Origin of the sequence: Nevskia sp., from assembly GCF_021732705.1 — a bacterium.
In the GTDB taxonomy this organism is placed as follows: Bacteria; Pseudomonadota; Gammaproteobacteria; order Nevskiales; family Nevskiaceae; genus Nevskia.
In genome coordinates this window covers 159,915-180,749 of record NZ_JAKFUM010000002.1, presented here as the reverse complement: position 1 = coordinate 180,749, position 20,835 = coordinate 159,915, and the positions used below count along the sequence as shown (strand labels likewise).

20 protein-coding genes are annotated in these 20,835 nt (G+C 65.9%); 8 read left to right on the top strand and 12 right to left on the bottom strand.

Annotated features, from left to right (window positions below; translation table 11 throughout):
* Nucleotides 1–103: 103 nt before the first annotated feature.
* Nucleotides 104–715 carry a hypothetical protein gene (locus tag QZ951_RS01250; RefSeq protein WP_292997702.1) on the bottom strand — a complete coding sequence of 204 codons (612 nt, stop codon included), beginning with the start codon at nt 713–715 and terminating at the stop codon, nt 104–106.
* A 52-nt stretch (nt 716–767) separates the two neighbouring features.
* Nucleotides 768–983 carry a TOBE domain-containing protein gene (locus QZ951_RS01245; RefSeq protein ID WP_292997700.1) on the bottom strand — a complete coding sequence of 72 codons (216 nt, stop codon included), beginning with the start codon at nt 981–983 and terminating at the stop codon, nt 768–770.
* Nucleotides 984–1,173: 190 nt separating this feature from the next.
* Here QZ951_RS01245 and cysG point away from each other — a divergent pair, with 190 nt between their 5' ends.
* Nucleotides 1,174–2,565 carry a siroheme synthase CysG gene (cysG, locus tag QZ951_RS01240; RefSeq protein ID WP_292997698.1) on the top strand — a complete coding sequence of 464 codons (1,392 nt, stop codon included), beginning with the start codon at nt 1,174–1,176 and terminating at the stop codon, nt 2,563–2,565.
* Nucleotides 2,566–2,615: 50 nt separating this feature from the next.
* Here cysG and QZ951_RS01235 read toward each other — a convergent pair whose 3' ends face one another.
* A complete protein-coding gene (locus QZ951_RS01235; protein ID WP_292997696.1) occupies nt 2,616–3,353 on the bottom strand; it encodes a DUF2461 domain-containing protein in 738 nt (245 codons plus the stop codon).
* Between the two features lie 420 nt (nt 3,354–3,773).
* On the opposite strand from QZ951_RS01235, the gene QZ951_RS01230 reads away from it, so the two are divergent.
* Entirely contained in the window at nt 3,774–4,970 is a 1,197-nt protein-coding gene (locus QZ951_RS01230; RefSeq protein WP_292997694.1) for an alanine--glyoxylate aminotransferase family protein, read from the top strand.
* A 180-nt stretch (nt 4,971–5,150) separates the two neighbouring features.
* Nucleotides 5,151–5,939, top strand: a complete 789-nt coding sequence (locus QZ951_RS01225; RefSeq protein ID WP_292997692.1) for a class II aldolase/adducin family protein — start codon at nt 5,151–5,153, stop codon at nt 5,937–5,939.
* Between the two features lie 74 nt (nt 5,940–6,013).
* On the opposite strand, the gene QZ951_RS01220 is transcribed toward QZ951_RS01225, so the two are convergent.
* Nucleotides 6,014–9,013, bottom strand: a complete 3,000-nt coding sequence (locus QZ951_RS01220) for a TonB-dependent siderophore receptor (RefSeq protein WP_292997690.1) — start codon at nt 9,011–9,013, stop codon at nt 6,014–6,016.
* A 350-nt stretch (nt 9,014–9,363) separates the two neighbouring features.
* Here QZ951_RS01220 and QZ951_RS01215 point away from each other — a divergent pair, with 350 nt between their 5' ends.
* From QZ951_RS01215 to QZ951_RS01205, 3 genes are read left to right on the top strand one after another with little or no spacing between them, the layout of a single operon-like run.
* Nucleotides 9,364–10,275 (top strand): alpha/beta hydrolase, encoded by a 912-nt coding sequence (locus QZ951_RS01215; protein ID WP_292997688.1) that lies wholly within the window; start codon nt 9,364–9,366, stop codon nt 10,273–10,275.
* Complete coding sequence (locus QZ951_RS01210) at nt 10,272–10,733, top strand: hypothetical protein (protein ID WP_292997686.1); 462 nt, start codon at nt 10,272–10,274, stop codon at nt 10,731–10,733. Before QZ951_RS01215 ends, QZ951_RS01210 begins: the two co-directional genes overlap by 4 nt.
* A gap of 45 nt (nt 10,734–10,778) precedes the next feature.
* A complete protein-coding gene (locus QZ951_RS01205) occupies nt 10,779–11,264 on the top strand; it encodes a hypothetical protein (protein ID WP_292997684.1) in 486 nt (161 codons plus the stop codon).
* Nucleotides 11,265–11,284: 20 nt separating this feature from the next.
* Here the strand turns inward: QZ951_RS01205 and QZ951_RS01200 are convergent, their stop codons facing one another.
* The 7 genes from QZ951_RS01200 to QZ951_RS01170 form a co-directional block, all read right to left on the bottom strand.
* Nucleotides 11,285–12,586, bottom strand: a complete 1,302-nt coding sequence (locus QZ951_RS01200) for an MSMEG_0569 family flavin-dependent oxidoreductase (protein WP_292997682.1) — start codon at nt 12,584–12,586, stop codon at nt 11,285–11,287.
* Between the two features lie 31 nt (nt 12,587–12,617).
* Complete coding sequence (locus QZ951_RS01195) at nt 12,618–12,902, bottom strand: MSMEG_0570 family nitrogen starvation response protein (protein WP_292997680.1); 285 nt, start codon at nt 12,900–12,902, stop codon at nt 12,618–12,620.
* A 28-nt stretch (nt 12,903–12,930) separates the two neighbouring features.
* A complete protein-coding gene (locus tag QZ951_RS01190) occupies nt 12,931–13,935 on the bottom strand; it encodes a sll0787 family AIR synthase-like protein (RefSeq protein ID WP_292997678.1) in 1,005 nt (334 codons plus the stop codon).
* Entirely contained in the window at nt 13,932–14,510 is a 579-nt protein-coding gene (locus tag QZ951_RS01185) for an MSMEG_0567/Sll0786 family nitrogen starvation N-acetyltransferase (protein WP_292997676.1), read from the bottom strand. Before QZ951_RS01185 ends, QZ951_RS01190 begins: the two co-directional genes overlap by 4 nt.
* Before the next feature lie 3 nt (nt 14,511–14,513).
* On the bottom strand, nt 14,514–15,638 hold the full coding sequence (locus QZ951_RS01180) for an MSMEG_0568 family radical SAM protein (protein WP_292997674.1): 1,125 nt from the start codon (nt 15,636–15,638) through the stop codon (nt 14,514–14,516).
* A 42-nt stretch (nt 15,639–15,680) separates the two neighbouring features.
* Nucleotides 15,681–16,727, bottom strand: coding sequence for a Nit6803 family nitrilase (locus tag QZ951_RS01175; protein ID WP_292997672.1), 1,047 nt, complete (start codon nt 16,725–16,727; stop codon nt 15,681–15,683).
* Between the two features lie 145 nt (nt 16,728–16,872).
* Nucleotides 16,873–17,352, bottom strand: coding sequence for an MSMEG_0572/Sll0783 family nitrogen starvation response protein (locus tag QZ951_RS01170; protein WP_292997670.1), 480 nt, complete (start codon nt 17,350–17,352; stop codon nt 16,873–16,875).
* A 990-nt stretch (nt 17,353–18,342) separates the two neighbouring features.
* Between QZ951_RS01170 and QZ951_RS01165 the strand changes: the two genes are divergently transcribed.
* Nucleotides 18,343–19,644, top strand: coding sequence for a porin (locus QZ951_RS01165; protein WP_292997668.1), 1,302 nt, complete (start codon nt 18,343–18,345; stop codon nt 19,642–19,644).
* A gap of 209 nt (nt 19,645–19,853) precedes the next feature.
* Nucleotides 19,854–20,255 carry a DUF1097 domain-containing protein gene (locus QZ951_RS01160; RefSeq protein ID WP_292997666.1) on the top strand — a complete coding sequence of 134 codons (402 nt, stop codon included), beginning with the start codon at nt 19,854–19,856 and terminating at the stop codon, nt 20,253–20,255.
* Between the two features lie 115 nt (nt 20,256–20,370).
* On the opposite strand, the gene QZ951_RS01155 is transcribed toward QZ951_RS01160, so the two are convergent.
* The gene (locus QZ951_RS01155) at nt 20,371–20,658 is read right to left on the bottom strand and encodes an MSMEG_0570 family nitrogen starvation response protein (RefSeq protein ID WP_292997664.1); all 288 of its coding nucleotides are present in this window, start codon (nt 20,656–20,658) and stop codon (nt 20,371–20,373) included.
* Between the last annotated feature and the right edge of the window lie 177 nt (nt 20,659–20,835).

Below are 20,835 nucleotides of genomic sequence, written 5' to 3'. Positions count from 1 at the left end.
GGCCGATACTCGGTCTTGGATTCAGTAGGGAGGTGATCGCCGGCCAGGCCGGGCATCGGCCTGCAGGTGCCGGCAGCGCGGCGGACTGTCATCGCCGGAGGCATCAGCAGAACGCCGTGTCCGTCGCGCGGTAGACGCCGTCGGTGCCGTCGAGCGACAGCAGCGCTCGATCGACCCAGCGGGCGTTGCTGAGCCACAGGCCGTTCCATTCGAGGCCTTCGGCGCGGTGCAGCAGTTCGATCCGGCCCTCGCTTTCGTCGAGGAACACGATCCGGTTCTGCGGCCCGAGCCAGGCATTGAGGATGTGGCGGAAGCTGCGGTCATAGATCAGCCGGCGCCGGCTGCTCAGGAACGGCCCGAGGTAGTCGTTGACCAGATGCCAGGTGTCGGAGCGGCCGGCCAGGCGGATTTCGACCCGCGCCGTGCCGTTGTGCATCAGGTACAACCCCGGCGCGACCTTGAACGGATGCAGGTTCTCGTCGTTCGACGAACCGCGCGTGCGGCGCCGAAAGTGGAACACGCAGTTGCGGCCGGCGAACTCGTCGGCCAGCCGCGTGGCCAGCGCCAGCCCCTGCTCGCCGGAGCGCTCGATGCGCGTGCGGCCGGCATGATCGAAACCCATGAATCCGAAGCCGTCCGGGTTGTATTCCGCCGCCGAGCGCAGCAGCGCCACGGGCGTCACGGCGCCCTCGGGTTGATGGATGATCAGGCACATGCGCGAATGTTTTCCGTCACTTGCAAACGTGTTTCGAGCCGGGACGCCGCCGTCAGATCTTGGCGATCATCACTTCCGTGGCCTTGAAGATCGCGAGCACGTCCTGTCCGACCTGCAGATTCAGATTGCGGATCGAACGGGTGGTGACGATCGAGGTGACGATGCCGGAGTCGGTTTCGACATCGACTTCGGACACCACCGGGCCGAGCACGATCTCGACGATGCGACCCTGCAGCTGGTTGCGGCTGTTGATGGCGTGGATGACCATTGCTTATTCCTTTTTTTCGAAAAACGACGGGCTGGCGATTTGATGCGGCACTGTAGGCGCGTCGAGTTATGCAATAAAGAACTATAAAAGCATTTTGTTATTCAATGTAAGTAATTTTGATCGGAAGTGACCAACGGCTCCCCGGCCGTCGAAATTCGCTCAGAATTCCGGCTCTCCGACTGCTGCCGCCATGACCGATTCCGTCGACGCCACGCCGCGCTATTTCCCGATCACGCTGCGGCTGGACGATGCCCGCATCGTCGTCGTCGGCGGCGGCGAGATCGCCGCGCGCAAGCTGCGCCTGCTGCTGAAGGCCGGGCCGCAGGCCGACGTCGTCGCGCGCGAGCTGAATCCGGAAGTCGCCGCACTCGCGTCAGCCGGCCGCGTGCGCCATCTCGCCGAGGCCTTCGAGCCGCAACAGCTCGACGGCGCGCGGCTCGTGATCGCGGCCACCGACGACCAGACACTGAATCGGCAGGTGGCGGCCGAGGCGCGGTCGCGCAACATCCCGGTCAACGTCGTCGATGACCCGGAACCGAGCACCTTCATCACGCCGGCGATCATCGAACGCCCGCCGCTGACCGTCGCGATCTCCACCGGCGGTGCCGCGCCGGTGCTGGCCCGGCGGCTGCGCGAGCGGCTGGAAGCGGCGCTGCCGCAGACCTACGGCGACCTCGCCGCCTACACCCAGAGCCGGCGCGACCAGGTCAAGGCCGTGCTCGCCACCCCGGCCCGGCGTGCGCTGTGGGAACGTTTCCTCGACAGCGCCGGCGCCGAAGCCGTGCTGCGCGGCGACACCGCGGCGGCCGACGCCGTGCTCGATCAGTTGCTGGCCGATGACACCCCGCTCGGCGAGGTCTATCTGGTCGGCGCCGGGCCGGGCGATCCGGATCTGCTGACGTTTCGCGCGCTGCGCCTGATGCAGCAGGCCGATGTCGTGCTGTACGACCGGCTGCTCGGGCAGGGCATCCTCGATCTGGTGCGGCGCGATGCCGAGCGCATCTTCGTCGGCAAGCGGCGCAACCAGCACACGGTGCCGCAGGACGAGATCAACGAGGAACTGGTCCGCCTCGCGCGGCAGGGCAAGCGCGTGCTGCGCCTCAAGGGCGGCGATCCGTTCATCTTCGGCCGCGGCGGCGAGGAGATCGAACGGCTGGCGCAGGCCGGGATTCCGTTCCAGGTCGTGCCCGGCATCACCGCCGCCAGCGGCTGCTCGACCTACGCCGGCATCCCGCTGACCCACCGCGACTACGCCCAGGCCTGCATCTTCGTCACCGGCCACCCACGCGCCGACGGCCAGCTGACCTTGCCGTGGGACGCACTGGCCCGGCCCGGCCAGACCCTCGCGATCTACATGGGCCTCGGCTCGCTGCCGATGCTGTGCGCCAAGTTGATCGAGCACGGTCTGCCGGGCGACTGGCCGGTCGCGCTGATCGAGGAAGGCACTTCGGCAAAGCAGCGCGTGCTGACCGGCACCTTGGCGACCCTGCCGGCCGAGGTGATCGCCGCCGGGGTCAAGGGCGCCAGCATGGTCATCGTCGGCGAAGTGGTGACGCTGCGCGATCGGCTGGCGTGGCGGTGAGCGCTGCCGCCGCCGACTGAATCACGGTCTGCGGCGGCGGCCTCGGCGGTTCAGAAATCCAGGTCCAGTGCGCCGCACAGCCAGTCGATCAGCGGGCTGGCGAGCTTGAAGTGCTTGATGATCGTCTTCGGCAGGTCCGGCGCGAACAGCGCCTCGTCGGCCAGGGGTGCGGAGCAGACGAAATCCTTGCGCTTGATGTCGTCGATCAGCTCGTGCGCCGGGTCGAAGCCGAGCGGCACGCGCTTCATGCTGTCGCCGCCCAAGGTGCCGAAGGTCTTCCTGAACGCGGCCGAGCGCGTGGCCGCTTTCCAGCTCGCCGGGTTGTTCAGCAGATAGGCGCGGATGCGCTTCAGCGTTTCCGGCTGCGGATGCCACAGCCCGCCGCCGACGAAGGTGCCGCCGGGCTCCAGATGCAGGTAGAAGCCGGGTGCATCGAGCCGACCCATCGTGCCCTGATCGGCGTCGCCGCCGCGCGTCACCGCACGCGTGGCCTGATGGTAGAAGCTGGCGCCCGCCCAGGGCTTGTACGGCGTCTTGTCGGCCGCGAAGCGGGTATCGCGGTAGATCCGGAACATCGAGCCGCCGACCGGCTTCGGGTTCGCCACGTAATGCCCGCTCAGTTCCTTCAGCGGCGCATCGAGATCGCCGATCAGCCGCAGGAACGGCAGCTTCACGTGCTGCTCGTATTCGGCCTTGTTCGCGGTGAACCACGCGCGGTTGTTGTTGGCCGCGAGATCGCGCAGGAAGGCGAGGGACTTCGGAGTGAAATACGGCTGGGCTTTCGCCATCGAACGGCACCGGATCGAGGTCGGAGATGCTGCGACGATGCCGCATGGCTGCGGGCTTTCCAAGCGGCAAGATGCGGCCTTCACGACAGCCATCGGCTGTCCTACAGCCGATTGCGACAGACCCCGACAGTTGCAAAACCCTTGACGCGAAAGCGCCTGAGGCTTGTACTGCAGTGCCGGTCGCCGTTTTGACCTCGGCTTTCGGCTAATAAAAGCATATATGCAGCATGTGTCAGCAGGCCTCAGTGCCGCGGCGTCGAGACGAGACGGTAGACGCGAGTATCGGCAGCAGCCTGTTCCAGATGCACGGGATTCCACTACCACCGGCAGGTATCCGATGCGCGCCAACGCCTTGTCCTCACTGAACCTTGCGGCGTCGCAGCCGCTTTCCCGCTCGTTGCCGCGTTCGGAGCGCGCGTCATGAGCGCCGCCGCCCGCAGTGGCGTGTTGGCCTCGGTCGGCGCGTTTTCGGCCCCGAAACGGGTCCTGATGGGTCCGGGCCCGTCCGATGTCCACCCGCGCGTGCTGGCCGCGATGGCGCAGAACACCATCGGCCACCTCGATCCGGAATTCGTCCGGCTGATGGACGAGATCAAGCTGCTGCTGCGCGCGACCTTCCGCACCGAGAACGATCTGACGTTCGCGATCTCGGCACCGGGCTCGATCGGCATGGAGACCAGCGTCATCAACCTGGTCGAGCCGGGCGACACCATCATCATCTGCGTCAACGGCGTCTTCGGCGGCCGCATGGTCAGCATGGCCGAGCGTGCCGGTGCCAAGGTGGTGAAGGTCGCCACGCCGTGGGGCCGTGCCGTCGATCTGGAAGGTGTCGAAGCGGCGCTGAAGGCCAATCCGGGCACTCGCGTCGTCGCGTTCGTGCAGGCGGAAACCTCGACCGGCGCGCTGTCCGATGCCAAGGCGCTCAGCGCGCTGGCCCATCAGTACGGTGCGCTGTCGCTGTGCGATGCCGTGACCTCGCTCGCCGGCGTGCCGCTGGAAGTCGATGCCTGGGGCATCGACGCCGTGTACAGCGCGACGCAGAAGTGCCTGTCGGCGCCGCCGGGCCTGTCGCCGGTCAGCTACTCGTCGCGGGCGGTCGAGCGCGTGAAGGCGCGCAAGACGCCGGTCGTCTCGTGGTTCCAGGATCTGGCGCTGGTGATGAGCTACTGGGGCAGCGGCGGCAACTCCACCGCGCGGCGCACTTATCACCACACGGCACCGGTCAACGCCCTGTTCGGCCTGCATGAATCGCTGCTGATCCTGCACGAGGAAGGCCTCGAAGCGAGCTGGGCGCGGCATGCGCGCGTGCACAAGCAGCTGGCCGACGGGCTCGAAGCGCTGGGCTTCCGCTATGTGGTGCCGGAAGGCGAGCGCCTGCCGCAGCTGAACTCGGTCTGGATTCCGGAAGGGATCGACGACGCCGCCGGTCGCGGCCGTCTGCTGAACGAGTTCGGGGTCGAGATCGGCGGCGGCCTCGGCGATTTCGCCGGCAAGGTCTGGCGCATCGGCCTGATGGGTCAGAGCTGCAGCGAGCAGCATGTCGAACGGGTGCTGAACGCGCTTGCCGCGATCAGCGGCCGCAGCCGGGTCGCGACGGCGACGCTCGAAACGGTTTGAGCGAGCGGCGGGCCGGCTGATCCGAGCGTTCGCGGGTCCGGCGGAAGCCCGACCTGCGGCGAACGGATTCGAGCAGGCAAGCGAAAGGCAGCGCGGTCCTCCCGCGCTGCCTTTTTTGTTGGCCGCGTGGCATCGTCTGCGCTGACCAGAGCCGCCATGGCCACGACCGAGGAGACCCCGATGACTGCCCACGAAAAGCTGCAGATTCCCAGTGTCCGCGACCAGGTGTCGCCGGAGGAATGGGCGCTGAGAGTCGATCTTGCTGCCGCCTACCGGCTGGTCGCGCTGTTCGGCTGGTCAGACCTCGTGTTCACCCACATCTCGGCCAAGGTGCCGTCGGCGCCGGGCCGTGACGATCACCACTTCCTGATCAACCCGTACGGCTTCCTGTTCGACGAGATCACCGCGTCGAGCCTGGTCAAGATCGATCTCGACGGCCGCAAGGTCATGGACTCGCCGTTCCCGGTCAATCCGGCCGGCTTCACCATCCACAGCGCGATCCACGCTGCCCGCGCCGACGCGCAGTGCGTGCTGCACGTGCACTCGGCGAACGGCATCGCGGTCTCGGCGCAGAAGGAGGGCTTCCTGCCGATCTCGCAGCAGTCGATCTTCGTGCAGGCCGGCCTTGCGTATCACGACTACGAAGGCGTGGCGCTGAACGATGATGAGAAGCCGCGGCTGGTCCGCGATCTCGGCCACAACACTTTCCTGATGCTGCGCAACCACGGCCTGCTGACCGTTGGCAGCTCGCCGGCCGAGGCCTGGCTGTCGATGTACATCTTCGAAAGCGCCTGCGCGATCCAGATCAAGGCACAAGCCGGCGGCGGCGAGCTGATCCGGATTCCGCAGCCGATCCTCGACGGTGCCAAGGCGCAGTTGGCGCAGGTGACGAAGGGTCTGGGCGCCGGCCTCGTCTGGCCGGGGCTGCTGCGCAAGCTCGACCGGATCGATCCGTCGTACCGCGACTGACGCGTTCGATACCGAGCGCCCAAGAAAAAGCCCGGCAATGCCGGGCTTTTTCGTGCTGCGGTAAGCGCCGAGGCTTACTTGAACTTCACGTTGATGCCGCCGTAGTAGTAACGGCCGATGTTGTCGAAGATCGCCGAACCGGCGCCATTGCCGACCTGGCCGAGCGGACCATTTTCCTCGAAGGCATTGTTGATGCCGGTGTAGAACTCGAGGTTCTTGGTGATCTCGTACGCGACGTTGAAGTCGGTGTAGATCTTGACGCCGGTGAAGATCGGATTGCGCTGGTTCTGGTTCGCGTTGAACGAGGCACGCGTGGTCGGACCGATGATCTGGTCATCCAGCAGATGCACGTTGGCACGGAAACGGACCGGCTTCAGGCGATAGGTCGCGCTGAACTGGAAATCCCATTCCGGATCGCCGAGCAGGCCGTTGTACTGCTCGCTCGAGTTCTCGCCCTGGAACGGGAAGAAGCGGCGTTCGAGCAGGCGGGTGCCGGTGGCGGTCAGGAACAGGCTGCCGCCGACATACGGAACCGGCGTCGTGTAGTTGACGTTCAGGTCGATGCCGCGAGCCTTCAGCTTCGTCAGGTTCTGCAAGGTCTGCGTGATGAAGATGATCTCGTACGGCTGGTTCGGATCGGTGCCCGGCGCACGCTGGGCGCGGCCGCAGAACTCGTTGTTGATGCCGCCGGCAGCGTCGACGCAACGGTTGGCAATCTGCTGGCCGCTCGTCGAGTTGATGACGTCATCGATCTGGATCGACCAGTAGTCGATCGACACGCCGAAGTTCTTGATGTAGCGCGGCGTCAGCACCAGACCGGCGGTGTACGCCGTGCTGCGTTCGCGGTCGAGGTCCGGGTTGCCGCCCGACACGCCCTGACGGGTCGCGGTGACGGTCGACACGTAGTTCGCCGGAATGCCGAGCGCGGCGCAGTTGGCATCACGCACGGCGCGGTTCGGTGCCGTGGTGCGGAACTGCTGCGAGCACGGATCGTTGATCGCGAAGAAGTTCTGGCTCTGCGGCGAGAACAGTTCGCCGATGTTCGGAGCACGCAGTGCGCGGGAATACGAACCGCGGAACAGCGCGTCTTCGGTCACGGTCCAGTCGAGCGTGAACTTGTAGGCCAGCGTCGAGCCGATGGTGTTGTAGTCGGCGTAACGGGCTGCGGCGTTCGCGTTCAGCGACTTGATCAGCGGCAGATCCTTCAGCAGCGGCACGTCGACTTCGGCGAAGCCTTCCGCGACGTTGTAGTTGCCGCCCGAGCCCGGGATCACGTTCAGGAACGTGGCACCGGTGGCAGCGAGCGAGTCGGTGGTCTGCACGCTCTTTTCGTTGCGGAACTCGAAGCCTGCGGCGGTGCCGATCGAGCCGGCGCCCCACAGGTCGATCAGGTCGTTGGTGCCGAACGAGCCGCTCAACACGCCCTGCTCGACCGTCGATGACGACAACGCGCGGCTGTTGAAGTAGGCGGCTGCGCGAGGATCAAGCCGGCCGTCGCCAAACACCGTGGTTGGCACGCAACCGTTGATGTCGTTCTGCGACGGACGACGACCACCGGTGCCGTTCGCGGCCTGCGTGCCCGGAACGACCGCGTTCGGGTCGATCGTGGCGCGGCAGACGATCTGGCCCGCCGAGTTGCGCACGGCATCGGTCGACAGGAAGAAGCGGTCGTTGATGCGATTGTTGAGGTTGTCACGACGCTCGGACAGGCGACCGTAGTTGCCGGACAGCGTGTAGTCCCACTTGTCCCACAGCGTACCGTCGACACCGACGACCAGTCGGCTGGTCTCGCGCGAGATGTCTTCGCCGCGGAAGCCGGCGTCGAAGTTCAGGCGCGTGACGTTGATGAAGCTCAGGTTGTTCGCCGTCAGGATCTGCCGCAGGTCAGCGCCGATGTAGGCGTTGTCCGACGCGATGCGGATCGGGCGGCTGTTGCTGGCCGGGGCCGAGTTGCCGGCATTGAAGGCCGGCTGCGTCAGGGTGAAGACCTTGTTGCGCGAGTACTTGGCTTCAGTGAAGACACGGGCGTAGTCGGTCAGCTTGTAGCTGAACACCGTGTTGAAGTTGTACGTGTCGAAGTCCGGCTGCAGGTCGGTATGACGACGGCTGTCGAAATAGTCGCAGTTCAGGCAGTTGGTGCCGGCGACGGAGCGGGTGCCATCGGCCAGGTTGCCGATGTTCTGCAGGCGGACCGAACCATCCGGATTGAACACGTACGGCGTGCCGGTGGTGGCACTGTTGGTGGTCGTGAAGCGACCGCCCGCGGTGATCGCGTAGTTGCCGCCGTTCAGGCCGATGTACTGGGTGTTGAACGGATCGTTCGGACGCACGATGGTCGTGGTCTGGATCCGCGTCGACTTGCGCTCGGTGGCAACCAGGCGATCCTGCTGCGTGGTTTCGAACGAGACGACGGCATTGCCGCGATCGCCATCGAAATTGCGGCCGGCGGTGAAGCCGAACAGGGTACGGGAGAAGTCGCTGTCGTCCGCCTTGCCGGACTGCGCGCGCGCCGTGAAGCCGCTGAAGCTGTCCTTCAGGATGAAGTTGACGACGCCGGTGACGGCATCGGCACCGTAAATGGCCGAGGCACCGCCGGTGATGATTTCGACGCGTTCGATCAGTTCGATCGGAATCGTGTTGACGTCGACGGCGGTGTCGCCGGCCGAGCCGCCGACATGGCGACGACCGTTGACCAGCACCAGCGTGCGCGAGGTGCCGAGGTTGCGCAGGTCGAGCAGGTTCAGACCGGCCGTGCCGATGAACCGATTGGAGTTCGACAGCGTGAACGTCGATGCGAGCTGCGACGTGTTGGTCAGCAGTTCGCCGATCGTGGTCGCGCCGCTGGCCTTGATGTCCTCGGCCTTGATCACCGTCAATGGAGTCGGCGACACGAAACCGTCGCGCTTGATGCGCGAACCGGTGACCGTGACTTCATTCAGTGCCTTGACTTCACCTGGCGCCGCAGGCGCTGCCGGTGCGCCTTCCTGCGCATGCAGCGCAGGCGATGCAATGGATGCAAGCGCGACGAACGCGCTGCCCCGACTCGCCGTGCGAGCCCATCTGTGCTTGCTCATGTAACCCCCGAACTAAGAAAAATTGATAAGCGCCGCGACCTTATCGTGGTCGTCGACGTGTCCCTTTCGGCTGCCCCACCCGAGCAGCCCAATCACCCGTACGCGAGTTATTACAGATTCGTTAAGCAATGTAAACAAGCGCATAGAAGGCGCTTGAACGTTACGTTGACGCCGACTGGAGCGACGCGTGGTCTCCACTTCGCGTCGCTCGGAAATGAACCGATTCCGCGCAGCACCGCGTCCGCGCGCCCAATTCCGGTGCACGGTGACGTTCCATTCGCGATCAGGGTCGACGACCGGTACAGTGCCGCGAGCGCCCGGCGGTCGGGCGCCCGCGATCAGGAATGTCGATGAGTCATTTGCAGCGACTGGAAGCGTGGCAGCGCGCCGGGAGGCAGGTCGACCACCGGGGCCACACAGTCTTTCTCGCCGAAGCCGGCCGCCCGACCGCTGCCGGCGGCGAGACGCTGATCTGCATCCACGGCTTTCCGACCTCGTCGTTCGACTGGCAGCCACTGTGGTCGGCACTGCAGCGGCGCTTCGCCCGCGTGCTGTCGCCGGACATGATCGGCTTCGGGTTTTCTGCCAAGCCACGCGGTTACCACTACTCCATATTCGACCAGGCCGACTTGTTCGAATCGCTGCTGCGTGCGCGCGGCATCACCCGATTCCACATCTTCGCCCACGACTACGGCGACACCGTCGCGCAGGAACTGATCGCGCGGCACGAGGACCGTCGCGCCCGCGGCGACGATTCGCTGATCCTGCAGTCCGTGGTTCTCCTGAACGGCGGCCTGTTTCCGGAAACCCATCGGGCCGCACGCGTGCAGAAGCTGCTGCTGTCGCCGATCGGGCCGCTGATCTCGTGGCTGACCACCGAGCAGAACTTCATGCCGAAGTTCTCGGCCGTGTTCGGACCGGACACGAAGCCGTCGACCGAGGAACTGCGGGCGTTCTGGCGCACGATCGATTTCAACCGCGGTCAGCGCAACATGCACCGGCTGATCCGCTACATCCCGGAGCGCCGCGCGAACCGCGAACGCTGGGTCGGCGCGCTGCAGCACACCGGCGTGCCACGCCGCTTCATCGACGGCGCCCTCGATCCGATCTCCGGCGCGCACATGGCCGAGCGCTACCGCGAGCTGATCCCGAATCCGGACATCGTGCTGCTGCCGACCATCGGCCACTACCCGCAGACCGAAGCGCCGGAGGCCGTACTCGACGCCTTCCTCGCGTTCCACGAGCGGCTCGGCACGCCATGAGTCTGGCCGTGCTGCTGGCGGCCTGGCAGGCGCAGGCGATTGCCGATCTCGGCCGGCAGCCCGGATCGTCGATGCCGGTGGCCTGCGTGATCCGCTACGACGACGCCGCGGCCGACCTGTCACTGCTGATCGAGAAGCGCGTGACGCCGACAGGCATCGTCACCGCACTGGCGGTCACCGGTGCCGGAGTCACCGACGCGCGGCTGCAGACCGCCAGCGTCGATAGCGCGCGAGTGCTGCAGCCCGTCGCGGCGCGCGCCACCGAACAGTTTCGTGCCGAAGCACTGCTGGAAGATCGCGATGCCGGCGCGCTGCTGATTCGCGATCTGGCGGTGGCCGGCGGCCAGCTCACCGTTTCGCGGAACGGCACCGAAAGTCATCATGAACTGCCGCATCCGCTGCCGCGCGACGTCACCGGCGGCTATCTGAACTGCGCCGGCGATCTGGTCCAGCCCTGAGCTGGATGCCGACGCGCGACACGCCACTTCCTTTCGGAGCATCCGATGAACCTGCTGGCCTCGCTGCTGCTGACCGTCACATGGAACGCCACTGCCGTGCGCGATCTGCAGCCGCCGCAGCCCGGTGTCTGCGCGATGCGTTTCGACGACCCGGCGCAGGGCCTCGTCGCCGTGCTGGAGAAACGAGAGACGCCGGAAGGCTTTGTCACCGCGCTCGCGGTGACCGGCGTCGGCGTGCGCTCGGCGCGTCTGGTCACGCCGAGTGCCGATACCGCGAAGATGCTGAAGAAGGTGGCGCCGCGTGCTGGCGAAACCCTGCGCGCCGAAGCGCTGCTCGGCGATGACGATGCCCTCGCGCTGCTCGTGCGCGAGCTGTCGACGGTCGGCGGGCGCCTCGAAGTGAAGCGCGCCAAGGGTGTCGAGCGCTTCGAACTGCCGCATCCGTTGCCGCACCGCGAAGTCGTGTCGAAGTTCCTGTTCTGCACCCGCGACCTGATCCTGCCGAAGGTCAAGGACCCGTACGACGAATGACCGCCGGCCGGCCGCGTCGTCTAGCTGCCCAGCGCCAGCGCATTCAGGCCGGTCGCCACCCGCGGCGTGCTGTGCAGCCGTGACGCGATCCGATCGACGATGTGCTGGGCATCCCGCGCCACGCCGGAGAAGCGGCCCGAGCCCCAGGTGTACAGCCACGGCAGGCCGATGAAATACAGGCCGGGTACGGTGGTGATGCCGCGATCGTGCCCGGGGTAGCCGCGGCCGTCGAACACCGGCACGTCGATCCAGCGGAAGTCGGCCTTGTAGCCGATGCACCAGATCACCGTGGTGATGCCGGCTTCGGCGAAGTCGAACGCCGTGCGCTCGGCGGTCGGCTTCCAAACCGGCACATAGCGCGGCTCGGTCGGCGCGTCGATGCCGGCGCGGGCGATGTAGGCGTCGATGCTGTCCTTGATCGATTCCAGGGTCGCGTCGGCGCTGTCGAGGTTCTTTTCCAGATCCGGCTTGACGGTGATCGTGGTGCCGCGAATGTCGTCGAGCCGGCCATACAGTTCCATGCCTTCGGACGCGAACTTGCGCAGGTCGATCTCGCGGCCGCCGTCACGGCCGGTGAGGTAGTGGTTGGACTTCGAGCGCACGCGCTCCTTGTTCGGATGCTCGTGAATTCCGATGTCGTAATAGCCCATCTGGTTCAGCCACTCGACGGCATCCTTGCCGCGATAGCGGCGCGGTGCGCGTGGCGCACCGCCGACGCACAGGTGCACCTTGCGCCCGGCGAGATGCAGGTCCTCGGCGATCTGGCAGCCGCTCTGGCCGGTGCCGACGATCAGCACCGCGCCGGGCGGCAGCGCATCGGCATTCCGGTACTGCGGCGCATGCATCTGCAGCATCGTCTGCGGCAGGCGCTCGGCGCTGGCCGGCTTGACCGGCACCTGATACGCGCCGCTGGCGACGATCACTTCATTGGCCGTGTACTCGCCGATCGAGGTCATCACGGTGTAACCACCGCCGTCGTTCTGACTGACGCGGGTGACGGCAACGCCTTCAAGCACCGGTGGCTCGAAGCTCGCGACGAAGGCCTCGATGTACTGGACGATCTCGTCCTTCAGCATGAAGCCGTACGGATCGTTGCCCTGATACGGGAAGCCGGGCAGCGTGCACTGCCAGTTCGGCGTGACCAGACAGAACGAATCCCAGCGATGCTCGCGCCATTCATGGGCGATGCGCTGCTTCTCGAACACCACGTGGGCGATGCCGCGCTGCTTCAGATGCCAGCTTGCCGACAGGCCGGCCTGGCCGCCACCGATGACGATGACGGGGTAGTGGTTGGGTGGCAGCGAGCGAGTCATGGCGTTCATGGATTCCAGGGGTGTGCGTGAGGCGCGGCAATCAACTGAAGCGGACGACGGTGACCGTCGCGGCGGGATCGGTCTGGTATTGGCTGGCGCGCCGTTCGATTTCGGACATCTGGTGCGCGGCACTCGAACAGGCGTACCCGTAACGCTGACGCACGCGCTCGCTGGCCAGATGCAGCGCGGCCTGGCTCAGGCGCACGAAGTCCTTCAGCGGATACGGCTGGCCGGGCGTGAAGTAGTCGCGGATCGTCGATGACGGCGAATAGCACAGCGTCGTGGTGTCATCGGGCCAACGGACTTCGAAGCGGAGTTCAGGCATCGGGATTCGAAAGGATGAAGGGTCGTGATCAGGCGGCGCGGCGCTGTGCGACCGGTGCTGCGATCGTCGGCGCGCAGCCGATCAGCGGTTGCTGCTCGAAATCCCAGGCCAGCGCGCGGTCGCCGTCGTCGGTCAGATGGAGTTGTCGCGCCGCCGTGCAACGGCCGATGGCGGATGCCGAGATGTCGCGCGCGAGGAAACGCGCCAGCACGTCGTCGACCTTGCTCGGCCGCACCGCCAGCAGGAAGCCGTAGCTCGGAAAGGTGTGCAGCAGCCAGCGCAGCGGGTCAGCGTCCGCCGGCATCGGTACCTGATCGAGATCGACCTCGGCCCCGACGTTCGAGCACTCCAGCAGCATCAGCAGCGTGCCGAGCAGGCCGGCATTGCTGATGTCCTTGGCGGCACAGCACAGCCGGTCTTCGGCGAGTGTCGGCAGGATGTCGAGATCGCCGCGCAGGCGTTCCGGGTCGCTGCCGCTGGCGGCGTCCCAGTTCGAGAAATGCGGGCGATAGCCGCCCCGCAGGTCGGTGGCGGCGATCAGCACATCGCCGGGCTTCGCGTCGAAGCTCGACAGCAGCGCGCTGGCGCGACCGAGGATCGCCACCGACAGTTGCTCATGGCCGGCGCGGGCATTGGCATGACCGCCGACCACTGGCACGCCGTAGACGCGTGCTGCCTCGGCCATGCCGTCGAGGATCGCTTTGCCGTGCACGGCATCGCGGCTCCAGATCGCATCGACGACGGCGATCGGCCGGCCGCCCATCGCATAGATGTCCGAGACATTGACCATCACGCCGCACCAGCCGGCGAAGCGCGGTTCGCGCTCGACGAACTCGGTCAGGAAGCCTTCGATCGCCAGCAGCAGCCAGCCGTCGCCGGACGGGTCAGGGATCGCCGCGCAGTCATCGCCGACCTTGATGGCGCTGTCGCCACCAATGCCGAGTGCGGCAACCACGGCACTGATGTCGCGCTTGTGGGCAACCCCGCGGCTGCAGTGCAGGGCGGCGATCAATTGCGACAGCGACGCGCTCACGCGGCACTCCGCAAGGTTGTGATGAAGCCGCGCTCGACACTTCCGCACGGCGGGTAATGCGCGAGATCCGCTTCCATCCGCCAGTGCGGTCGCCCTCGCAGTTCGATCGCTTCCAGGGCGCGCCAGTGCAGGCGCTCGAACAGCGCCACGTTCTGCTGCTGGACCTGGGCGACGAAGCGCTGCGCGCCGCGCGCATGGGCGAGGCTGACGGCGAGGTGGATCAGCTCGCTGCCGAGCCAGGCCTGGCCGCGATAGTCGCGGCGCACGGCGAGCCGCGAGCCTTGCCAGACATCGTTGCCGAGCGCGTGGACTCTCACCGTGCCGACCACATCCTCGGACATGCTGTGGATGCAGGACACGGCGACCAGCGTGATTGCAGCTTTGTCGTCATCGACATCGTCGGCATCGGTGAAGTTGAACAAGCGTTGCTCGGCGCAGAACACCGCGCGGCGCAAGGCGCGCGCTTCGCGCAGTTCCCAGGCTTCGGTCGCCAGCTTCACGCGGTACTCGACCGGCCGATAGTCGGCGACGGTTTCGCTGGCGGCGCAGGCGGGAATCCAGTCGGCGGCGCGCATCGCTTAGGCCTTCTCGTAGGCGGACAGCGACGAGCAGGCGCCGCACTTGCCGCAGCCGGCCTTGATCTCGGCCGACTTGAGCCCGCCGCTCACCAGCATCCTGCCAAGCGGGGCCAGCAGCTCGCGCATCTCCGCGGCATCCGGCGAGCGCTGGTTTTCCAGCGGCGTGCCGGCGATCGGCACGAACGGCACCACGAACGGGTAGACGCCGAGCGTGATCAGCTTTTCGCTCATCGACAGCACCGCTTCGCGGGTGTCGCCCAATCCGTACAGGATGTAGGTCGACACCTGGCCGCGACCGAACACGGCGACCGCCTGCTCGAACGCGGTCAGGTAGTGATCGACGGTGACCGTCGCCTTGCCCGGCATGATCTGCTCGCGCACCGACTGCGACACCGCTTCGATGTGCATGCCGAGCGTGTCGATGCCGGCGTTCTTCATCCGCTGGTACCAGCGCGGATCATCCGGCGGCTCGCACTGGCCCTGGATCGGCAGGCCGCTGGCAAAGCCAGCGTGGTTGACGGTTGCCGCCTTCACGCCGAACGCGCTTTCGCGCAGGATTTCCGCGCCGCGATCGGTGAAGTTCGGCGTGCCGGTGGTCATCACCATGTGCTGGATGCCGTCGAGCAGCATCGCCGCGCGCGCCACTTCGCCGAGCTGTTCCGGCGTCTTGCGGTTGATCGTGCGATCGCCCTTCAGCGATTCGCCGATCGCGCAGAACTGGCACGAGGTGCTGCGGCGGCCGTAGCGCACGCAGGTCTGCAGCACGGTGGTCGCCAGCACGTCGGCGCCATGCAGGGTCGCGATCTTCCAGTACGGCACGCCATCGAAGGTCTGCAGCTTGTAGAAGCGGGGCTGCTTCGGAAACGAGATTTCCTTGATCGGAATGCTGTTGCGCTTGAGCGTGACGCCGCCATCGGCGCGCGGCAGGCCGACTTCGAACGCGGACGCACGCGCATCGGCCGAATGCACCGGGACCATGATCGTGCGGCCGTCAATGGTCACGGCCTTGTGATCGCTGGGTCCGGCACCGCCGCGGCGGCTGGGCGCTCCGGCGCTGTCATCGGCCAGACGCAGCCCCTGCGATTGCAGCTCGGTCAGCAACTGCGAGGTGTTGGCGGGTTCCATGGACAGCTCCGGCAGTGAACGGGTGATGCGGTGAAGCAAGAATCAGCGCAGCGCCGTTTTGCGGGCGTCGGTGGCGGATGGAAGCGCAACGACGCGCTCGGACGGCGCCTGTTCGGCGTTGTCCTGAACGGTGATCGGCAGCGGTGCAGTGGCGGCAGGCAGACCGGATGCGGGGGTGGTGGCGCGCGAATCCAGCACCAGACTTAAGATTTCCGGGCGCGCGTAATGGCCGACCGAATCCATCATCCGCTTGCGCTTGGTGATCAGGTTGAGGTCGCAGTCGGCGATCAGCAGCCCTTCGCCGTCGCGCAGCGGTTCGACCACGTGGCGGCCCTCCGGCGTGATGATCGCGGTGTAGCAGCCGCCGGCGAAGGCTTTTTCCAGCTCCGGCGTCGGCGCCTGCGCCGCTTTTTGCTCCGGCGTCAGCCAGGCGGTGGCGTTGACCACGAAGCAGCCGGATTCCAGCGCGTGGTGACGCATCGTCACTTCCATCTGGTCCGCGAAGATCGGGCCGACCAGCGAGCCCGGGAACTGCGAGCAGTGGATTTCCTCGTGCTGGGCCATCAGCGCGTAGCGGGCCAGCGGGTTGTAGTGCTCCCAGCAGGCCAGCGCGCCGATCCGGCCGACAGCGGTGTCTACGACCTTCAGGCCGGCGCCGTCGCCCATGCCCCAGACCATGCGCTCGTGGTAGGTCGGGGTGATCTTGCGGCGCTTGAGCAGCATCGTGCCGTCGGCATCGAAGATCACCTGCGCGTTGTAAAGCGTGCCGTGGTCACGCTCGTTGACGCCAAGAACGACGACCATGCCGGCCGCCTTGGCGGCGGCAGCAATGGCATCGGTCACCGGCCCGGGAATGCTCGGTGAGTGTTCATAGAGCTTCAGATGGATCGCGCCCATCGAGACGGCGGGCGTGACGAACGAGAAATAGGGGTAGTACGGGACCACCGTTTCCGGAAACACGATCAGCTGCGCGCCTTCACGCGCGGCGTCGGCGATCGCTTCCAGCACCTTGTCGACGGTGCCGGTCGCGGAGTCGAGCACCGGATTCAGCTGGGCGGCGGCGACTCTGACGATGTTTCTGGCGGGCATGGCGGGGTCCGTGGCGGAGGGCGGGTGGCCGCGAGTTCAATGCAGCAAAAACGCCGCCACCCGGCTGATCGAGCGTCGTTCGCACGCATTGGGGAACGTGGTCACGACGGGCACGATCAGCGGGTGGGGCAGGAAGAAACCGGCTTCAGACCGTCCAGGTGTGGATCACGAACGCGCCTTCGCGATGCAGCAGGCACAGGTCCAGGACATCGAGCGGGTTGATCGGAATGATTCCCGGCAGCAGCGAATGCTCGCCGTGGCCGTACAGCATCTGCAGCGCGAAGCGGCAGCAATAGACCTTGCCGCCTTCGGCCATGAACGCGTTCAGCTGGCCGGAGAAGTTCTGCGCGCCGGGGAAGGCTTCATCGCCGATGGTCGGGAAGCCGCGCTGGATGCCCAAGGTCACGCCCGGGCCGTACAGCAGGATCGAGGTCTCGAAGCCCTTGCGCTGCAGGCGCTTGGCCTGAAGGATGTTGACGAGGCCGATCGAACCTTCGAAGGCGACGGTGTGGAAGGTGACCAGCGCCTTCTCGCCCGGCTTGGCCTTCACATCTTCGAAAACCTTCTGTTCGTAATCGACGAAGAAATCGCCCTTCTTGGTCGGCGGGGTGGTGACGGCTGGCATTGGCGTTTGCTCCTGTTGGGAATCGGCGGTGGGGTCTGCGGGACGGCGGGCTGTGCGCCGGGTCCGGCTGCACGGAAGGGTCATCGCAAGCCGTGTGCCATCGCTTCGCCCGAAAATGCGATCAAAATGCGATCAATCGGCAAGACTGTTGGTTTTTCAGGAGATTTGCGGCCTGTGGCTGCGGTCGCCGCCGTTCGTGATCGCGCCGCGTCGCCACGCGGACGACTTGCCTTGCCTGCGCATGCCAGAAAACGGCGCAGGCGGTCCGAATGGGTGCTCGCGAACGGTGCACAAGTCCCGCGAGATCGACAGGGCCTGTTTTTCTCGAGGATTCCGGCGCATCGCGCGTGAATGCCCTTCGCCAGCCGCGAGCCGCTGCACGCTCGAAACCACAGGGCAAGAGTCGGTCGATCCGATCGAGCGGCATGCGTGGCAGCGCCTGGCGCGGCACCGTGATCGCGCGAATGCGCACCACGATGAAACAATCACCCCAAGTGATTGATAGATCGCGATTTCAAGTCGACTGACTGTTGCACGGTGTTCTGCGTGCGATCCGTTGTGGTGCAAGCGCCGTCCGGTCGGGCACCGCGGTGTCTCCGAGCAGCGTGATCGCTGTGTGATCGCGAATGCCGCAGCGGCCCGCGCGATGTGGCGAGGCTGGCGAAGATCCGGCGAGCCGCACGGTGTATCCGGTTAAAGTTCAATAAAATCAATTCATTGAACTCTAAAACCCGTCACCGCAATGCGGTCTGCCCGCGTCGCGACGCGTCGTCCCTCGTTCGCCGGGCGGGCGACGCTTCCGAAAAAATTGTTCGGCCCGGAATTCCCTTGAGCAGCAACACATTGCGAAACATTTGGGTCAAGTGATCGCATAAAAAACGAAACAGTTGGCATATCGGTTGCTCCGGCGATCAGCGAATCCGGCACGGGCTGCCGGTTCGACCTTCAGCCACGCGGCATCCGATCGCTCAACCACAAGGGAGTCAAACCATGACCTGCAATACCCGCATCCTGACGCGCGGCAGCGCCGCCCTGCTGTTCCTCGGCACTGGCCTCGGCATCAGCGGTGCCGCCCAGGCCTTCGCCGTCGAAACCAATGGCGTGACGTTCAGCGTCACGGGCAACGTCAACACCAACTACACGTTCACGACCTGCGACAAGACGCCCGGTGCGGTGGCCGGCAGCCTGCTGTGCGCCGCACCGCCAGGCGCGTCGAACCACGCGTCGAGCCTGAACTCCGGCAACCTGCCGAACGGCATCGTGCTCGGCGTGAAGACCACGTTCGAAGGCATCGATTCGGCGGTGTACTACGGCTTCTACCCGGGTGTCGCGAACAATGATTTCGCGTTCGGCAACGGCCCGAACATCCAGACCGGCGGCTCGGGCAACGTGGCCCTCGGCACGCCGAATCTCGATGTTCGCCAGCTGTACGCGACGTTCGGCAACAAGTCGCTCGGCACGCTGAAGATCGGCCGCGACTACTCGTTCCTCGGCTTCGATGCGATCGTCAACGACATCACCCTGATCGCCGTCGGTGTCGCCAGCGTCCGCACGGCGCTGTCGCCGGCGAACACCACGCTCGGCACCATCGGCTTCGGCCATCTGTTCTCGACCCCGAACGCCGGCATCACCTACCTCTCGCCGGACTTCGGCGGCCTGAGCGGTGCGATCGGCATCTTCCAGCCGCTGGACAGCTTGAGCGTGACCGGCATCAGCGCCAGTTCGTCCAGTTCCGCCAAGCCGGCGCCGGGCTTGCAGGGCCAGGTGAAGTACAAGTTCGGCGATGCCAAGGGTCTCAACGGCTTCGGCTCATTCAGCGGCCTGTACCAGAAGCACGAGCTGACCGCGCCGGGCGGCGGTGCCGTACTGACCGACAGCAACCCGGTCGCGATCGGTGTCGACTTCACCGGCAAGGTCGCGTACGGCGGCGCCGCACTCGTGGGTCACTACTACTACGGCGAAGGTCTGGGGGCGTACTCGTACTTCATCGAAGGCTTTTCGCCGACCGGCAAGGCGCGCATCTCGCAAGGCGGCTACATCCAGGCGACGTACACCTACGGCAAGACCACGCTCGGCGCGAACTACGGCATCAGCCGCCTGAACTCGACCGATGGCGATGTCGATGGCGGCACGCTGCTGAAGGCCAACAGCAAGTACACGGTCGGCCTGTACCACAAGCTGCTGCCGAACCTGACGCTGACCAGCGAGTACACCGACGCCAAGTCCAAGGCCAACAACAATCAGACCGTCGATACCTCGAACTTCAACTTCGGTTTCTTCATCTCGTTCTGATGTTTGCGTGAGGTCGACGCGCGCCGTCGCGTTGATCGATGGGCTGCAACCGAGTTGTCGCGGTACCCGGATGCCTGCCGTGAAACGGCCGCGTCAGGCATCCGGTCTTTGTGACCTGCGGGTCTCGCGCGCTGCTGCGGGCATCCGGCCGTTCTCGTCATGAAGTTTCCATTCCTTCGTTGCTCATCCAATTGCCGAGAAGTCACTTCATGAAATTCGTCAATGCGCTTGCGGTTCCGCTCGGTGTGATCGGTGCGCTGCTCACCTGCCTCGCGCTGTCCTACGGCTTGTTCTTCATCTGGGCCGTATTCCTCGCCACCTGCATGGGTGTCGCCCTCGGCGGCAGCAAGGAGGCGTTCAAGAATCGGGTGATCTGCGGCAGCCTCGGCGTGGTGCTGGCGTCGGTGGCATCGCTGATCATTCTCAACGTGCCCGTGCCGTTGCCGGGTGCGATGTGGCCGGCGATCGTCGTCGGAGCGACCACGGCCTGCATGGCGCTGGCCGCGAATCTGCCAGTGTTCTCGGCGATCCCGGCGACGGTGATCGGTTATGCCTCGACCTTTGCCTACCTGCTGAGCGCCGGCAAGCTGGCCAAGCCGGTGGCTGCCTGATCGAAAGCCGACAGGCCCGCTGGGGGGCACGCTCGAGGCAGGTCACGCGGGTGGAAGGGCAGGGCGTCGCTTCCGTCTGCGTCTTGATCTTGTGCGCAGGCACCGCGAGGCAGCCTTATTCCTCGTACGCCTCGATCGTCACCCGCGCATCCGGCTGACCGGCGTAGCGCGCGGCAAAGCTTTCGATGATCGCGATCTGCATTTCCGCCCGGCCGCAGGCGAAGCCGTGCTTGCGGCGCACTCGCTCGCTGCCGCGTTCGAGCGCGGCGCGGCTGATCTCGACGAACTCGCCCAGCGGGAAGCTGCGGCCGGCACCAAGCGTGCGGCGAATCGTGGTGGACGGGGAATAGCAGCGCGTGGCCGTGTGATCGGGCCAGCGAACGCGGAAATGGACTTCGGGCATGTCCAGTCTCCTGTGCGGATGCGAGCGGCAGCCCTCGGACAATGCTGCCTGATCGAATTGCTGCGCCTTGCACGGCGCAGTGATCGAACCCGCGCAAGCGATGTGCCAAGGCCCGCTTTCTGGTCTGCGATCATCGTGCGATCATTGCGCCAGACCGATGAAATGACGTGATATTTG

What these genes read in the sequence shown, in the direction of transcription:
- QZ951_RS01250 (WP_292997702.1), bottom strand. Translation starts at nt 715, where the DNA reads ATGTGCCTGATCATCCATCAACCCGAGGGCGCCGTGACGCCCGTGGCG.
- QZ951_RS01245 (WP_292997700.1), bottom strand. Translation starts at nt 983, where the DNA reads ATGGTCATCCACGCCATCAACAGCCGCAACCAGCTGCAGGGTCGCATC.
- cysG (WP_292997698.1), top strand. Translation starts at nt 1,174, where the DNA reads ATGACCGATTCCGTCGACGCCACGCCGCGCTATTTCCCGATCACGCTG.
- QZ951_RS01235 (WP_292997696.1), bottom strand. Translation starts at nt 3,353, where the DNA reads ATGGCGAAAGCCCAGCCGTATTTCACTCCGAAGTCCCTCGCCTTCCTG.
- QZ951_RS01230 (WP_292997694.1), top strand. Translation starts at nt 3,774, where the DNA reads ATGAGCGCCGCCGCCCGCAGTGGCGTGTTGGCCTCGGTCGGCGCGTTT.
- QZ951_RS01225 (WP_292997692.1), top strand. Translation starts at nt 5,151, where the DNA reads ATGACTGCCCACGAAAAGCTGCAGATTCCCAGTGTCCGCGACCAGGTG.
- QZ951_RS01220 (WP_292997690.1), bottom strand. Translation starts at nt 9,013, where the DNA reads ATGAGCAAGCACAGATGGGCTCGCACGGCGAGTCGGGGCAGCGCGTTC.
- QZ951_RS01215 (WP_292997688.1), top strand. Translation starts at nt 9,364, where the DNA reads ATGAGTCATTTGCAGCGACTGGAAGCGTGGCAGCGCGCCGGGAGGCAG.
- QZ951_RS01210 (WP_292997686.1), top strand. Translation starts at nt 10,272, where the DNA reads ATGAGTCTGGCCGTGCTGCTGGCGGCCTGGCAGGCGCAGGCGATTGCC.
- QZ951_RS01205 (WP_292997684.1), top strand. Translation starts at nt 10,779, where the DNA reads ATGAACCTGCTGGCCTCGCTGCTGCTGACCGTCACATGGAACGCCACT.
- QZ951_RS01200 (WP_292997682.1), bottom strand. Translation starts at nt 12,586, where the DNA reads ATGAACGCCATGACTCGCTCGCTGCCACCCAACCACTACCCCGTCATC.
- QZ951_RS01195 (WP_292997680.1), bottom strand. Translation starts at nt 12,902, where the DNA reads ATGCCTGAACTCCGCTTCGAAGTCCGTTGGCCCGATGACACCACGACG.
- QZ951_RS01185 (WP_292997676.1), bottom strand. Translation starts at nt 14,510, where the DNA reads ATGCGCGCCGCCGACTGGATTCCCGCCTGCGCCGCCAGCGAAACCGTC.
- QZ951_RS01180 (WP_292997674.1), bottom strand. Translation starts at nt 15,638, where the DNA reads ATGGAACCCGCCAACACCTCGCAGTTGCTGACCGAGCTGCAATCGCAG.
- QZ951_RS01175 (WP_292997672.1), bottom strand. Translation starts at nt 16,727, where the DNA reads ATGCCCGCCAGAAACATCGTCAGAGTCGCCGCCGCCCAGCTGAATCCG.
- QZ951_RS01170 (WP_292997670.1), bottom strand. Translation starts at nt 17,352, where the DNA reads ATGCCAGCCGTCACCACCCCGCCGACCAAGAAGGGCGATTTCTTCGTC.
- QZ951_RS01165 (WP_292997668.1), top strand. Translation starts at nt 18,343, where the DNA reads ATGACCTGCAATACCCGCATCCTGACGCGCGGCAGCGCCGCCCTGCTG.
- QZ951_RS01160 (WP_292997666.1), top strand. Translation starts at nt 19,854, where the DNA reads ATGAAATTCGTCAATGCGCTTGCGGTTCCGCTCGGTGTGATCGGTGCG.
- QZ951_RS01155 (WP_292997664.1), bottom strand. Translation starts at nt 20,658, where the DNA reads ATGCCCGAAGTCCATTTCCGCGTTCGCTGGCCCGATCACACGGCCACG.